General features: G+C 62.9%; 10 protein-coding genes and 1 tRNA gene. 5 read left to right on the top strand and 6 right to left on the bottom strand.

Going from position 1 to position 13930, the window contains the following annotated elements:
• Positions 1-170: 170 nt before the first annotated feature.
• From POM99_RS06020 to POM99_RS06000, 5 genes are all read right to left on the bottom strand, one after another.
• Positions 171-1433: an MgtC/SapB family protein gene (locus tag POM99_RS06020; RefSeq protein WP_277275947.1), complete on the bottom strand. Its 1263-nt coding sequence runs from the start codon at positions 1431-1433 to the stop codon at positions 171-173.
• 114 nt (positions 1434-1547) lie between these two features.
• Positions 1548-2129 carry a spore coat protein U domain-containing protein gene (locus POM99_RS06015; RefSeq protein WP_277275946.1) on the bottom strand — a complete coding sequence of 194 codons (582 nt, stop codon included), beginning with the start codon at positions 2127-2129 and terminating at the stop codon, positions 1548-1550.
• Positions 2030-4297, bottom strand: a complete 2268-nt coding sequence (locus POM99_RS06010; protein WP_277275945.1) for a fimbria/pilus outer membrane usher protein — start codon at positions 4295-4297, stop codon at positions 2030-2032. The genes POM99_RS06015 and POM99_RS06010 overlap by 100 nt, the downstream gene beginning before the upstream one ends.
• A 68-nt stretch (positions 4298-4365) precedes the next feature.
• A complete protein-coding gene (locus tag POM99_RS06005; RefSeq protein WP_277275944.1) occupies positions 4366-5130 on the bottom strand; it encodes a fimbrial biogenesis chaperone in 765 nt (254 codons plus the stop codon).
• Positions 5130-5645: a Csu type fimbrial protein gene (locus POM99_RS06000; RefSeq protein ID WP_277275943.1), complete on the bottom strand. Its 516-nt coding sequence runs from the start codon at positions 5643-5645 to the stop codon at positions 5130-5132. Before POM99_RS06000 ends, POM99_RS06005 begins: the two co-directional genes overlap by 1 nt.
• A gap of 319 nt (positions 5646-5964) precedes the next feature.
• Between POM99_RS06000 and POM99_RS05995 the strand changes: the two genes are divergently transcribed.
• The 5 genes from POM99_RS05995 to POM99_RS05975 are packed head-to-tail and all read left to right on the top strand — an operon-like array spanning position 5965 to position 13276.
• Positions 5965-7581: a putative bifunctional diguanylate cyclase/phosphodiesterase gene (locus POM99_RS05995; RefSeq protein ID WP_277275942.1), complete on the top strand. Its 1617-nt coding sequence runs from the start codon at positions 5965-5967 to the stop codon at positions 7579-7581.
• A gap of 12 nt (positions 7582-7593) precedes the next feature.
• Positions 7594-9729, top strand: coding sequence for a TonB-dependent receptor plug domain-containing protein (locus tag POM99_RS05990; protein WP_277275941.1), 2136 nt, complete (start codon positions 7594-7596; stop codon positions 9727-9729).
• Between the two features lie 12 nt (positions 9730-9741).
• Complete coding sequence (locus tag POM99_RS05985) at positions 9742-10257, top strand: YfiR family protein (RefSeq protein ID WP_277275940.1); 516 nt, start codon at positions 9742-9744, stop codon at positions 10255-10257.
• Positions 10254-12545 carry a response regulator gene (locus POM99_RS05980; RefSeq protein WP_277275939.1) on the top strand — a complete coding sequence of 764 codons (2292 nt, stop codon included), beginning with the start codon at positions 10254-10256 and terminating at the stop codon, positions 12543-12545. Before POM99_RS05985 ends, POM99_RS05980 begins: the two co-directional genes overlap by 4 nt.
• Positions 12542-13276 (top strand): response regulator, encoded by a 735-nt coding sequence (locus POM99_RS05975; protein ID WP_277275938.1) that lies wholly within the window; start codon positions 12542-12544, stop codon positions 13274-13276. Before POM99_RS05980 ends, POM99_RS05975 begins: the two co-directional genes overlap by 4 nt.
• A gap of 533 nt (positions 13277-13809) precedes the next feature.
• On the opposite strand, the gene POM99_RS05970 is transcribed toward POM99_RS05975, so the two are convergent.
• Positions 13810-13886, bottom strand: a tRNA-Met gene (locus POM99_RS05970).
• Positions 13887-13930: the final 44 nt, after the last annotated feature.

Genomic DNA, 13930 nt, shown 5'->3' with positions numbered 1-13930 from the left:
ATCTGTCTGAAAGGAAGACGTAACGCCCGGCGCGGTGCGATTTTTTCGCATCCTCTCCCAAGACCGCGCCGGGCGAACGTCTTTGACGGTGCACGATACTTACCGATTCTCGGCGCAAGAGTCAGCCGGAATTGTTGTCTCCGGTTAATCCGTGCAGCGATGATGCGCGCTTACAACATCATGCGCTGCAGCATCCACAGCCCCACCGCCAGCACCGATGCCCCGAACGACGCCAGCAGCGGCAGCGCGGCCTTCAGCCCGGCGCGTCCAGGCGCCAGCACCATGGCCATGCCCGCCTTCACCAGGGTGTTGGCCAGCACCGGCCCGGCCAGCAGCAATCCCGCCAGACCGGGATTTACCGCGCCCGCAGGCAGGCCCGCCAGCGTGATCACCGCGGCATCCACATCCATCATCCCGGTCAGCGCCAGCACCGTTGCCATGCCGTTGCCACCAAACGTCGCCAGCGCCCAGCGCGCGGCGACCGACAGCACCGCCACCATCCCGGCCAGGCCCAGTGCCGGGCGGAAATCGAGCGGGTTGCCCAGCTTCACCGCCGCCTCCGGCGAGCCATGCTGCCGCCGCCAGGCCAGCACCGCAAAGACCACCGCCACCGCCGTTGCCGGGGCCAAGGCAAGCGCCAGCGCCGGCAGCGCCATCGGCGCCAGGGCCAATGTGATCACCTGCACACGCAGGAACATGACCACCGAGGCCAGCGCGATGCCTGCCATCAGCGCGCCCTCGCGCTCCGGCTCGGCCCGCATCCGCCGCGCGTAATCGGCGGTTACCGCCGTCGAGGAGACCAGTGCACCGCTCGCTGCCACAACCAGAAGACCGCGTTCCCCACCCCATCGGCGCGATGCGGCATATCCGGCGAACGAAAGCCCTGCCACCAGCACGACCACCAGCCATATCCGTCGCGGGTTCCACGCATCGTAAGGACCGAATTGCGCATCGGGCAGCAGCGGCAGCACCACCAGCGCCACCAGCAGGAACCGCGCCACCGCGTCGATCTCCTCCTCGCCCATGCCGCGCAACAGGCCGTGCATCGTTGCCCGCGCGTTCAGCAGCGCAAAACACGCCGCAGCCGACCCTAGGGCAAGCGCCGGCCCGATCCGCGTTGCCACAATGCCGATCGCGATGGTCAGCAATCCCGCCACCGCCGTCGTCGCAGATCGTGATGGCCCGTCAGTCTCGGCATGATAACCGGCAACAACCACCAACCCCACCACCAGCGCGACCACCGAGGCCAGCGCATCGGGCAGCAGGCCCGCCAGCCCGCCGGCCAGCCCCAGCAGGCCGAACGTACGGAAACCTGCGGCGCGGCTGCCGTCGGGCCGGTCCCGTTGCCGCCAGCCGCGTTCAAGCCCCACCAGCAGGCCTGCAGCCAGCGCGGCAGCCAGCGCGATCGCCTGCTGCGAAACGTCTGCAGTCATGATCAGGCCGCCTTATCCATGGCAACAGCCTTGCCTTGCCAGGCCCATGGGGGGGAAGCAAAAAGTTGCCCGCCTGCAGGGCGGAACCGTGTGATCCGCCACGGCGCGAAGCCTTCAGAACATCACCGTCACCACGACAGAGTCCGAATAGGTTCCGGGCTTCACCCACTGACGCGGCGGGATGCTGCCATAAGCAGTCAACTGCTTGGTGTAGGTCAGCAGTCCGGCAATCGAGAGCGTCTCAAGCAGGCCGCCATTGCCCAGACCGCCCCAGATGTTGATCAGGGCGCTTTCTTCATAAACGTTGTAGTTCAATCGTGAAGTACCATTCGCCAGCGTCCGGGTTGTCGCTGTCCCCGACGTTCCGGCCGTCAGGCCGATGTCGATAGTACCCACCATCAGCACGATGAACGAAAAGCAGTTCACCGAAACGCTGGATGTCGCCTGGGTGGGCGTGGATCTTGCCGGATCATAGGTCCCGAAGTTGAGATTCGTAGCCGATGCCGAGCAACTGCACGCTGCGCATGACGCCTTGGCAGGCCCAGGCAACGAAATGGCAAGAGGCGCCAGAATTCCCAACAATGATCGCAACGTAGTCACAGGACATCCTCCGCTTCGATATAGGGCTCGCAGGCCATCGTGCGTCCCGGGCTTTCGGCACCGCCGGCACCGCCCGATGGCACGATAGACCGGCATTGCCGGTGCCCCATGCTGATGATCATCGCCTCTCCGGGGGTGTGGTCTTCCATCCACACTTCCCCATCATATCCCACCACGCCTGTGCCCCCGCTCCATCGCGCGATTGCCCCGACGGGGATCGGGTGTCCCGTTCCGTCCATGATGCGGAAACTGGCAGGATGGCGGCTGCTGTCGCCGAAATGCACGGCTGCGGCCTGCCGCCACCCCGGCGTCGCCACCGCATCGGTGGACGCAAGCGCGGAGTCGATCGACACATTCGATCCATCGATCCCGATATGGTTGGCGGCATAGGGCTGCAGCCCGGTGGCGATCACCTTTCGCCCGGCTCCGGCCTTGCGCGGCAGTGGTCGGTTTTCCAAGGTTACCGTTACCGTATCGTCGCTGTCCACGTCGATCAGCGCAAAGGCATAATCAAGGCGTGGAGTAGCCAGAACCGTGCCCGCCACCCGCACCAATGCGCCGCTCGCGGTAGCGCGAATTCCGGAAAACGATCCGCGGCGTGCCGCATCGATGCCGAAATCGCCAGCCGCCGTCCGGACCATATAGGCTCCTTCCAGCCATGGCCTGCCGCGATCCTGCCCCACAAGTGCGCGCAACCCCCACCCCGGGCCATCAGGCAGGGATCGGTCGAACGTGGCGGCCGCACGCCCGGATTCGGCAAACTGCGCAACGCGCGTCTGCGGGCCGATGGCCAGGGTATAGCTGGCGAAGACCGACCAGTCCGTGCGGGCCTGCCCACCACCGCGTCGGATGCTCCGCTGCACGCCGCCCCCCAGCGCGCCGCCCCACAGGCTGGTATTGTAAGAGGCAGATGTGATCGAAAATCGCCGCGCCGATGGTGTGTTGCGGCCTGAATCCAGAAGCGCTTGCGCAAGATTGAGTCCGCCCCACCGACCGAGCGGAAGACTGGCCGCCAATGTCATCTCGCGGCGTTCTCCGGTCTGGGAAGGCGCCTGCCCCGGTGACTGAAAATCCTTAGAGGCCGTTTCGAAGCTGGCCGAAAGGCTGTAGGCCGACGTTGTTCGACGGGCCTGGACGCGCAAATCGTGGCCGCGGTGCCCATCGGCGAAGGATAGAGCGCCGCTTGAATTCACCTCTGCCAGCGCCCCGACCACAAAGCTTCCGCCAATACCAATCACCGATGTCCCCCCCGCGGTTTCCGCGCGCGCCTGCGCCGTAAACCATGATGACAGCGGACGACGGATCGCCGCGGCGGCGAAGAAGGCGCCATAATCGGCGCCAGCCACACCATAGTTCCGCCGCAACGCGCCTGCTTCGACGGTGAAATCGGTCAGGCCGGGTCGCAACAGGTCGGTGCTTGTGTAGAAATCGCGCACGATCGTGCGCGTCTGGCCGGTCACGTCGCGGATGTTCATCGTCACCTGCCCGGCCCCGGTCATGCGCGGCTGCAAGGCGATGTCGAAAGATCCAGGGCCGACTTCATAGCTCTGCCGTTGCGCTTCCGACAGCAGTTCGACCGTGCTGGGCAGCGCGGCGCTTGCCAGCAGGACCGGAAGCGGAAAATTGATCGAATCCGGGTCCAGCGAGAAGTCGGTGCCGAACTGGATCCCGCCGAAGCGGATCGGCTGCCCTCCCGGTCCCGGCCGGCTGACCGCATCCCCCAGCCCGATGCGCAGGCGCCGCTGGGGAAATTCCCGCCTGAAGCTGGTGTCCAGCCGGACTGCATGGCCACCACGCCCAGCCAGCAGCATGGTGGTGCCCAGCACACCCCATTGGCCGGACATGCCAAGATCGACCAGCCCCGACAGACCGACGCCGCCACCCTGCGAGGACAGGACCAGATCATAGCCAAGGAACTGCGCGGGAAGGATTGGCGAAAGTGTGGCCCGCGCATTGCCCTGGCCAAAGGCGAGGTGTGGAAAGACTTCAGGACTCGCCGAGATCTTCAGGTTTGTGCGTTCATCATCCAGCTCGGCGGAAAGGCCGGCGATGTGCCCCAGTTCCACATAGTCCTGCCCTTCAATCGGCAGAACCGGCGCAGTAAACGCCTCGATGCCCAGCTGGCGCAGGTCCTCGACGCGGGTGAACAGGTTCCCCCCTTGCACCACCAGCAGCCCCGGTTCCGACATGGCCATACCGTTGAGAATCAACCCAACCGGACGCGGAGCTTCAGGCACCGCATCAGCCATTGCTGGCGATGACATGGCGAGTGCCGCAAAAGCTGCACAGAAGCGGATGGTTGAGGACACAAGCCGCGCTCTCGGCCGTGCAGCTACTGCTTGGCGGTCTGCGACAAGTCCAGCTTGCCATCAGGCGCGCCTTCCGCCCGCACGGCAGGTGCCAGGCTCATCGTGCCGATATCCGTGTCCGCAGTAACGGATGCAAGATCGTGCGCGATGTCCGGTCGCACGGGCAGTACCATTGCGCCTTTTGCCAGCAGGTAGAACCCACGATTGAGCGGCGCATCCTGTCCGCTGCGCAGATGCATCACCACTTTGACGACCTGCACCCGACGCGCGCCGGAATTGGTGATCCGCAAGGCAGGCGTTCCATCACCTGTGCGCACCACTGACCAGCCCAGCTGGGGCGTCGCCTTGTCCGGCGTGCGGAACACAGGCACCGAAAGGCGCAGCAGCGTTTGCACGGAGCCCGGCGCTACTTCCGATGAAGGTTGCGGCAACTCGTCCACGATCAGCCGCCACTGCTGTTCCGCAGCGCCGCCAGTCGTATCGCGCGGAAGGCTGCAGCGAACCAGCCGGCTTTCCCCCTTGGGGATGGTCACAATGGCGGGGTTCACCACCGGCGCATTGCCAGCATCAAGCGTGTCTGACCCATTTTCGTCGCGCGTCCAGGCAAATCCCCGGACCTGCACCGTAACCGGTCGCTCCGCATCGTTGCCCACGGTCAGCGCGCAGAACTGGCGTCCTGCCGGAACCTCTACCCGCACGGGTGTTACCCGGATGGCACCGGCCTGTGCCGGGTGGCCCCACATCGTCGCCAGCAGGGCGAACGGCACAAGACGCGCGAGCTGGTGCATCAGTAGTTGACCGTCACCGTCACGCTGTCGGTATAGCTGCCCGCCGGGACATTCTGCCCCGATGCAATGCGTCCATAGACCGTCAGTGTTGTCGCGCTCGATCCTGCCACCGCACTCGCGGGGGTATCCGTGCCCGGAGTGTTGCCCCAGTTCGTGGTGCGGGCGGAGTCCTGGTACAGCGCATAGTTCAGTGTATTGCCGCCGTTGGTCAGCTTGCGGCTGGTAACCGTGGCGCCACTGCCGTTGCCGGCGCTGAGGCCAACCGTGTAGCTCGTGCCGGAAGTACAGGTCACGCTCAGCGTGGTCGTGGCATCGGCATTGGTGCCGGCTGTCGGATTGTACGAGCCGAACGACAGGGCGCTCGCGGCAACGATGCAGGCGCTCTGCACCGTAGCCGACACGGCCATGGTGTCGGTCGCTGTCGCTGCCTGTCCGGTAGTGGGGGCAATAGCCAGAATGAGCGCCGCAAAGACGCCGGTGGAACTGGCTGCATGGTTTATGAATGGGACTTTCATATCATCCCACTAGACCAGCCTCCTTCAAAAACTAGTCATGTACACCTAGGCACGCTTCCGTATATGACTGTTTTATCAGTAGTTTCCATATTGACTAAATCAACAGCCCTACACCCACTAAGCAATTGGAAACACTAACTCTTTCACCACTTGGTGTAATACTACCCCCATTAACATGAAGTTTTTACTGCACGATTGATACAGCCTGGTTGGGTGCAAACCGGCGCCAGAGCGTATGGTAAAAAACTTGATCGTGCAGCAAAGACATTTGGCCTTGCCATGGCTCGGCTTGGGCGCATCCAGCGTCGCTGCTCTGCTCATGGGCCGAATGCTCGCGCCTGCGGCTGCGTTCTACATGCTCGTCGGCGCACTTGTACTGGTCAACACGGCCGCCATCGGCACAGCCATGCTGCAACGCAGGCGCCAAAACCTTGAAGTCGCCGAACTCCTCGACGCCGTGGTCTCAATCGGACAGGGCCGCTTCGATACCGACGTCGACAAGGACCGCTTCCGCCACCGGCCGGAAGCACGCAAGGTCTTCGCCGAGCTCGCGGCCAGGGTGCAGCAGCGCGTGGACGACATGCGTGAAGCGGCGCACTTCGACGCGCTGACCGGTCTTTGCAATCGCGCACATTTCCAGAAAAGGGTCGAACCCTATATTTCGGCCCTGCCGAACAAGCAGCCGGCTGCGCTGTTCTTCATCGATCTCGATGGCTTCAAGACCATCAACGACACGTTGGGCCACCTGGTGGGCGACAGCCTGCTTCGCGCCGCTGCTGACCGGCTTGAACTGGCTGTTCGTCGCGATACCTCGCAGGCCTTCCAGCACGGCTCGTTCGAACTGCTGGCGCGCCTTGGCGGCGATGAATTCGTCTTCTTCATGGCAAACCCAGAAGTCACTTCCATGGCACCACGCATCGCCTCGCGCATTGTCCGCGCGCTGGGAGAACCGTTCGAGATCGGCGCGCATTCGCTGTGTATCGGGGCCAGCGTCGGTATTGCTCAATCGCCGCAAGACGGCAGCGACTATGCCGCACTGCTGCGCGCTGCCGATGCCGCGATGTACAACGCCAAGCATTCGGGCCGCGGCCGTTTCGCCCTGTTCGACGCCTCACTCGATGAAGAGGCGCGCGCTTCCGCAGTTCTCGAACAGGAACTGCGGGACGCTGCCAGTCGTGGCAATTTCGAACTCTACTATCAGCCGCTCTACGATCTGCGGACAAGGTCGTTCGACATGGCGGAGGCGTTGATCCGCTGGCCCCATCCCAGCCGGGGCCTGCTCCTTCCCCGCCATTTTATGCATCTGGCCGATCGCACGGGCATGGTCCCCACGATCGGCGAATGGGTGATCGGCGAAGCGGTGATGCGGATTGCCGAGTTCGAACGCTCTGGCCAACCGCTGCAGGTTTCAATCAACATCTCGCCAACGCATCTCGAACGGATCGATTTCATCTCCACGGTGAAGTCCGCGCTCACGCGCTGGAGTGTGCCCCCGCACCTTCTGCAGATCGAAGTGACCGAAGAAGTCGCCCTGCGCGATCCTGAACTGGCGGCCGACCGCCTGCGTCGTCTGAGCGACCTGGGCGTGACGATCGCCATCGACGATTTCGGTACAGGATATTCCAACCTCGCCCTGCTGACAGCCCTGCCGATCAGCCGTCTCAAGATCGACAAGGCGCTGCTCAAGGACCTTACGGTAAAGCCGGAGGCCCGCGTGCTGGTCCAGACGATCATCAGCATGGCCAACAGCCTTGGCCTGCATACCGTGGCCGAAGGGGTGGAAACGGAGGCGCAAATCGACCTGCTCTCCGCGATGGGCTGCGATCTGGTTCAGGGCTTTCTCACGGCACGGCCGATGAAACTTAAGCATCTGCGCGAAATGATCGGTGATTCCACCCGCCGCCGACCACGCGTGAATTTAACCAGCGCTGCCTGACAGGACAGAGCCATGTATACGACAAGTATTCCTTCCGCCGTGAAAGGCGCGACATCGGGGCTCGCAATTGGCCGGGCTCTCCTCGCCTTGTCGTTGCTGGCCACGCCGGCCCTCGCCAGCGCCCAGGCTGTCCCCGAGCCGTACGCCGAAGCAACCGCACCATCGGACGATGCTGTCGCCCCCGCGCCGGCCAGCCTGCTAGATGTCTCGCTTGAGGAATTGCTCACGCTCGAATCCACGTCTGTCGCCAAGAAGCGCCAGCGGGTCAGCGATTCAACCGCCGCCGTCTATGTCATCACCCAGGATGAGATCCGTCGTTCGGCCGCACGGACAATTCCCGATCTTCTCCGTGGCGTTCCCGGTGTCGAAGTGGGGCAACTGGCCAATGGTGGCTACGCCGTTTCGATCCGCGGCTTCAATAGCCGGTTGACGAACTCGCTGCTGGTCATGGTCGATGGGCGTTCGCAGTTCATCTCCACGATTTCCGGCGTGTTCTGGGATCAGTTGATGATGCCGTTGAGCGATATCGAGCGGATCGAGGTCGTTCGCGGACCGGGTTCCTCCCTGTGGGGAGCGAACTCATCCAACGGCGTCATCAACATCATCACCAAGCACAGCGCCGACAGTGGTGGCACGACGGTCGATCTGCGCGGCGGCACGCGCCAGCAGGATTTGAGCCTTTCACACGGTGCACGCGTTTCCGACGCGTTCAGCTATCGCGCCTATGGCAGCTATCGCCACGAGGACGGGCTGGTCGATGCACAGGGCAAGGATATCGGGCGGCGCTGGGCAGGTGGCTCAGGCGGCCTTCGCCTCGACTATGAGCCCGATGACCACAACGCCTTCACATTGCAGGGCGAATATGGCGAAGGCAAGTTCGACACGCCTTTCCGCCTCGTGAACACCAACCTGTTCGCGCCGGGTTACTTCCAGTTCCAGGCGGAAAACGTCTTCAAGTCAATCAACGTGCTTGGTCGTTGGACGCGTCGCCAGTCCGATACGCTCGATTGGTCACTTCAGGCGCAGTACAATCGCCTGAACCGCACCGAGTTCGGTGGCGTTGGCGTCCGCTGGCAGCTTGCCGATCTGGATTTCGGCCTGCATTGGCGGGCCAGCGACACGCACGATATCAGCTTTGGCGTCGGCGCCCGGCTCCTGCACGACGATATCATGCAGACGCCCTATGTCCGTTTCGACACGCTCTCGGCAACCGACCGGTGGATCAGCGGATATGTGCAGGATGACATCACGCTCATCCCCGGAGTTCTGCGCCTGACGATCGGAACCAAGGTCGAGAACAACAACTTCACCGGGTTTGAAATCCAGCCGAGCGCCCGGATGCTGTTCCGCCCTGCAAAACGCGTATCCCTGTGGGGAGCGGTATCCCGCGCGGTCCGCACTCCATCCCGGTTCGAACGCAACGCCCACCTTTCGTTCTTCGTGGCGCTGCCGGGTGAGCCGAACAACCCCACGCCCTTGCCGATCTACACCACGCTGAACGGCGTAAACGATCGCAATTCCGAAGTCCTGATCGCCTACGAAGCCGGTACCCGCGTCGACCTGGGCGGCAAGTGGTCGCTCGACGTCGCGGGGTACTACAACGATTACTCGTCACTCACGGTCAACATTCCGACCGGCTCCAACCTGATCTTCGTGCCGAACGTACCATTCCCGGTGGGCGTGCAGGTTGATGTCGGCTTTCTCGATTCCGGCAAGACGCACACTTGGGGGGGCGAAGCGACACTGGCTGGCAATCTCACACCGTGGTGGAAGGCAACGCTCAACTATTCGCATTTCAACTACAGGCTGGGCACCGATCCGACTACGGGCGCGCCATCCACACTGCTGTTCCCGCTGACCTATTCTCCCCGCAACCAGATCGCGCTGCGCAACAATTTCGATATCGGCGACACAGTATCGGTAGACGCGCAGCTGAGGCACGTCGGCCAACTCAACAATGGCAAGATCCCGGCCTATACCACCGCCGATCTGCGCCTCACCTATCGCCTGCGTAACGGCGCCGAGTTTTCCGTCGTCGGCACCAATCTGCTGCAGTCTCGCCACATCGAATTCAACCAGCAAGACTATCCCGCCCCGCCGGCCTACATACCCCGCGCGGTTTCGGCCCATCTGCGTTACCGGTTCTGAGGAGGGATGCAGATGCGTATCCTTCCCAAGTCCGCCCTCGCCATCGCTACCGCAGTCGCGGTTGCGGGCGGCGCACCCGCCACGGGCCAGGTGTCCAACCCGAACGCGCTCAAGGCGGCCATCGTCTTCAACATCATGCGCTATGTCGAGTTTCCGGGAAAGCCTGCCAGCCAGCCCATCACGCTTTGCGCCCTGCGTGGCGCGGCCGGTTCCGGTGAGTTCGCCGGTCTCAATGGCCAGCGCGCCGGCAACCGGCAAGTGCTGTATCGCAGCTTCGACGGCAGTTCTGCTACTGGATGTGATGCGGTGTTCATCGGCAACGGTGATTCCGCGGACATCGCGCGTGTCCGTCAACGTGGCACCCTGGTGTTCGGGGATGGAGGCGGCTTCACAAGCGCCGGCGGGACGGTCGGCCTAGTCCGCACGGGCGCGCAGATCCGCTTTGAAATCAACCTGCGCACGGCAAACGAAACCGGTGTAACCATCAGTTCGCATCTGCTTCGCCTCGCCTCCCGGACAGTGCGATGACCCGCTTCGGCCCGGTGGATCGGTTCCTGTCGCGCCAGTCCTTCCGGACGAAGCTTTCGCTGCTCACCGGACTTGCCGTCGCCAGCGCGCTCTTGCTGGCCATGCTCGGGTTGATCGGGCTGCAATTGGCGAACGAGGAAAAGCAGGCTGCGCAACGTCACCAGCAGGCAGCATCGATCCTCGCCGCGAACGTTGCGCCAGCCGTGCTGTTCGCCGATCCACGCGCCGCGAGCGAAACGCTCGCCACCGTGGCCGGAATCAAGGACATTGGCTGGGCCGAGGTCATGACCCCCGATGGCAAAATCGTCGCCACTTATTCCGCCCAGCCCCGCGCGCGGCAAGACTCAGCAGAGTGGGACAGGACGCTCGAATACCCTATCGCTGCAGACGGCGATCCCGTCGGCCGCCTCAGAATGGGCGTCCATTACCGCGACTTCGGCGATATCCTGGTCGACAACACTCTGGTCGCGTTGCAGATTTCGGTATTCTCGTTCCTGATCGTCCTGCTCCTTACGCGTTGGATGAACCGGATCGCCTATCGCCCCATTGACAGCCTGCTGGGGGCGATGCTTCGCATCACCACCTCGGGCGATTACGGTGTTCGCCTGCACGCTGATCCCGATCCCGATTTCAACACCATCAGCACCACCTTCAATTCGATGCTCGGCCAGATCGAGGACCGGAACGCTGCGCTTTCCGAAACCGCAAACGAACTGCGCCAGGCCAAGGACGATGCAGAAAAGGCCAACGTGGCAAAGTCGCAGTTCCTCGCCAACATGAGCCACGAACTGCGCACCCCGCTCAATGCGATCATCGGATATGCCGAAATCCTGCGCGAAGAACTGTCCGGCGCCGACATGCCGCGCTCAAGCGACGACGTGGGCTGGATCCACAGTTCGGCGCATCAGTTGCTTGCGCTGATCAACAGCATCCTCGATCTGTCAAAGATCGAGGCAGGAAGGATGGAGGTGGATGTCCATGAGTTCGACCCATCCCGCCTCCTTCATGAAGTGGCCGGGATGCTCGAACCGATCGCCGCGCAAAAGGGCAATCGCCTTCAGGTGATGATGGACCCTGCAATCCAGCAGGCCAACACCGACTATACCAAGCTGCGCCAATGCCTGCTCAATCTTGGCTCGAACGCCTGCAAGTTCACCGAGGGCGGGCAGATATTCATCCTCGGCCGCACGGAAGGCGACGAACTTGTCTTCTCCGTCTCCGACACGGGCATCGGCCTCGCCCCGGCAGAGCTTGACCGGTTGTTCCAGCCCTTTGTGCAGGCGGATACCAGCACCACGCGCACTTATGGCGGCACCGGCCTCGGTCTGACCATCACCTGGCGTTTTGCCGAAATGCTTGGCGGCCGGGTTGAGGTTGACAGCGCCCCCGGGGAAGGCTCGACGTTTACCCTGCGCGTGCAGCGCGATCTGTGTCCTGCCGATGAAGCGCATGCGCCCGGACCGAGCCCGGAAAGCCAAGGGAAGGCGCTTGATGCCAATGATCGGGAGCGCCCCGCAGGAGCGCCACTCGCCCTTATCATCGAAGATCAGACGAGCGCCGCGCAACTGCTGCTGCGGCTTGCCGAACACTCGGGCTACGCCACGGCCGTCGCTCGCGACGGGGTCACCGGCCTCGAACTCGCGCGTCAGCATGTGCCTGATGTCATCATGCTCGATCTCGGTCTGCCGCGCTGCAATGGCTGGCAGGTGCTCGATCTGCTTCAGCAGGACGAAGCGCTCAGCAGCATTCCGACCGTCGTGGTCACGGTCGATGATGACCGCCGCCGCGCGCTTGCGGCGGGCGCTGCCGAGCACCTGATCAAGCCGGTCAACCGCAAGGATATGGCCGAAATCCTCAATCAGTATGCCAAGCGCAACACCGGGCGCGTGCTGATTGTCGAAGACGATGTTGCCACCGCCCGCCTTTATGACCGAGGCTTCGTGCAGATGGGCTACCAGACCCGGCTTGCCAGCAGCGGCAGCGCCGCGGCGCAGGCGCTTGAGGAAGAGACCTTCACCTTCGTGGTGACCGATCTGCGCATGCCCGATGGCGATGGCTTCCAGTTGATCGAACGGATATCCGCCATGCCTGAAAGCACCCGCCCCGCAGTCATCGTCGTTACCGGCAAGGTGCTCAGTGAAGACGAAGCTCAGCAGCTTGATGGCAAGATCGTCCAGCTCCTGCCCAAGAACGGCCTGTCGCCGCGCGTGCTGACCGGACGCATACAGAACCTTGGCCGCCGCGTTGGCGATGGCGACGGAACGGACATTGAAGGATACGCCGCATGACCAGCCCTGCCCAAACCACGGGTTCGCCTTCCGTCCGCCGGATTCTCGTGGTCGACGACATGGAAGCCAACCGCGCCGTGCTCTGCCGCAGGCTTGAACGCTATGGATACATGGTCGAAAGCGTCGACAGCGGGTTTGCCGCCCTCGCGAGCATTGCCACCACCCTGCCCGACATGGTGCTGCTTGATTACATGATGCCGCAGATGAACGGCATCGAGGTTTTGCAGCATCTGCGCAATGACGTTCGCACGCGCGATTTGCCGGTAATCATGGTCACCGCCCGTGCCGAAAGCGGCGCCACGATCGAAGCACTGGGTGCCGGAGCCGACGATTACGTGACCAAGCCGGTCGACTTCGATGTCCTGCGCGCGCGGATCGAAGCGCACATGGACAAGCGCAGCTCTGCCGAGGACCTGCGCCGAGCAAATGCCACGCTGGATGAACGCGTCGTGCTGCGCAGCATCGCACTCGCGGATCTGGAACAGGAACTCGCGCATGAGATCCATCGCAGGCGTGAACTGGAACGAACTCTGGACGGCCAATCGCTGGGGCCGCGCGGCGGTTCTGCGCCGCTCCCATCAACGAGTCACCTCGCCGAAAAACTCGATACGATCATCGAACGCTACGAACAGATCTTCACCAACGTCACCGCGGGCCGGACCCCGAATTTTGCCCAGATGGCGAATGTGAAACTTCTGCTAGAGGACCTGATGCAGACCTTGGGTGGCTAGGTTACTAGAAGGCACGATTGGTTCTTGAAGAAATCGGTTCCGAACCAGCCAACAAAAGTCGAAGGTTGGGCCGTCCGGATCGCGAGCACCCGGGCATCAATGACGGCAGGGCTTGGCGCAGACGGAAAGCAACAGCAACGATCCCGCAGACACTCTTGGCGGAACACCCTATGGTTGGGCACTTTACCATCATGCACCAGAATAGTGCCCGAGCAGCAAACGCCAAACCAACCCCTCGTGACTGCCCGCCCCCGGCCCGCATCCGCCGTCGGCATGCCGCTTCACATGATCCCTGAAGGTTCAGACTATTTGCCGTCTGGTGATCCTACATCGCATCGTACCGTCCGGCTCAACGCGTTAGACGCTAACAAGAGACTGTCAATCCAGCGCCAGGCTCAACAATTTCAGGGGAACACCACAAAACCCAGAATTCGCCCACCTGTCCAAGGAACGAAACAACCGTCGCCCAAGGTAATGCAGTATTTCAAACGATAACACCGCCCGTTAGGGCGGTGTGGCGACCATATTTAATCTGGTTGCGGGGGCAGGATTTGAACCTGCGACCTTCAGGTTATGAGCCTGACGAGCTACCGGACTGCTCCACCCCGCGTTGGGGCGCGGCTTTTGGCCGCTTTATCCTCCGCTTTGATCCTG

It is taken from the genome of Novosphingobium cyanobacteriorum, from assembly GCF_029436685.1.
In the GTDB taxonomy this organism is placed as follows: domain Bacteria; phylum Pseudomonadota; class Alphaproteobacteria; order Sphingomonadales; family Sphingomonadaceae; genus Novosphingobium; species Novosphingobium cyanobacteriorum.
This window is presented reverse-complemented; position numbering and strand designations above follow the sequence as displayed.

Excerpts from the sequence above, each read along its gene's own strand:
- POM99_RS06000 (WP_277275943.1), bottom strand. The coding sequence starts at position 5,645 with ATGAAAGTCCCATTCATAAACCATGCAGCCAGTTCCACCGGCGTCTTT.
- POM99_RS05985 (WP_277275940.1), top strand. The coding sequence starts at position 9,742 with ATGCGTATCCTTCCCAAGTCCGCCCTCGCCATCGCTACCGCAGTCGCG.
- POM99_RS05995 (WP_277275942.1), top strand. The coding sequence starts at position 5,965 with ATGGGCCGAATGCTCGCGCCTGCGGCTGCGTTCTACATGCTCGTCGGC.
- POM99_RS05990 (WP_277275941.1), top strand. The coding sequence starts at position 7,594 with ATGTATACGACAAGTATTCCTTCCGCCGTGAAAGGCGCGACATCGGGG.
- POM99_RS06020 (WP_277275947.1), bottom strand. The coding sequence starts at position 1,433 with ATGACTGCAGACGTTTCGCAGCAGGCGATCGCGCTGGCTGCCGCGCTG.
- POM99_RS05975 (WP_277275938.1), top strand. The coding sequence starts at position 12,542 with ATGACCAGCCCTGCCCAAACCACGGGTTCGCCTTCCGTCCGCCGGATT.
- POM99_RS06015 (WP_277275946.1), bottom strand. The coding sequence starts at position 2,129 with ATGCCGGTCTATCGTGCCATCGGGCGGTGCCGGCGGTGCCGAAAGCCC.
- POM99_RS05980 (WP_277275939.1), top strand. The coding sequence starts at position 10,254 with ATGACCCGCTTCGGCCCGGTGGATCGGTTCCTGTCGCGCCAGTCCTTC.
- POM99_RS06010 (WP_277275945.1), bottom strand. The coding sequence starts at position 4,297 with ATGTCATCGCCAGCAATGGCTGATGCGGTGCCTGAAGCTCCGCGTCCG.
- POM99_RS06005 (WP_277275944.1), bottom strand. The coding sequence starts at position 5,130 with ATGCACCAGCTCGCGCGTCTTGTGCCGTTCGCCCTGCTGGCGACGATG.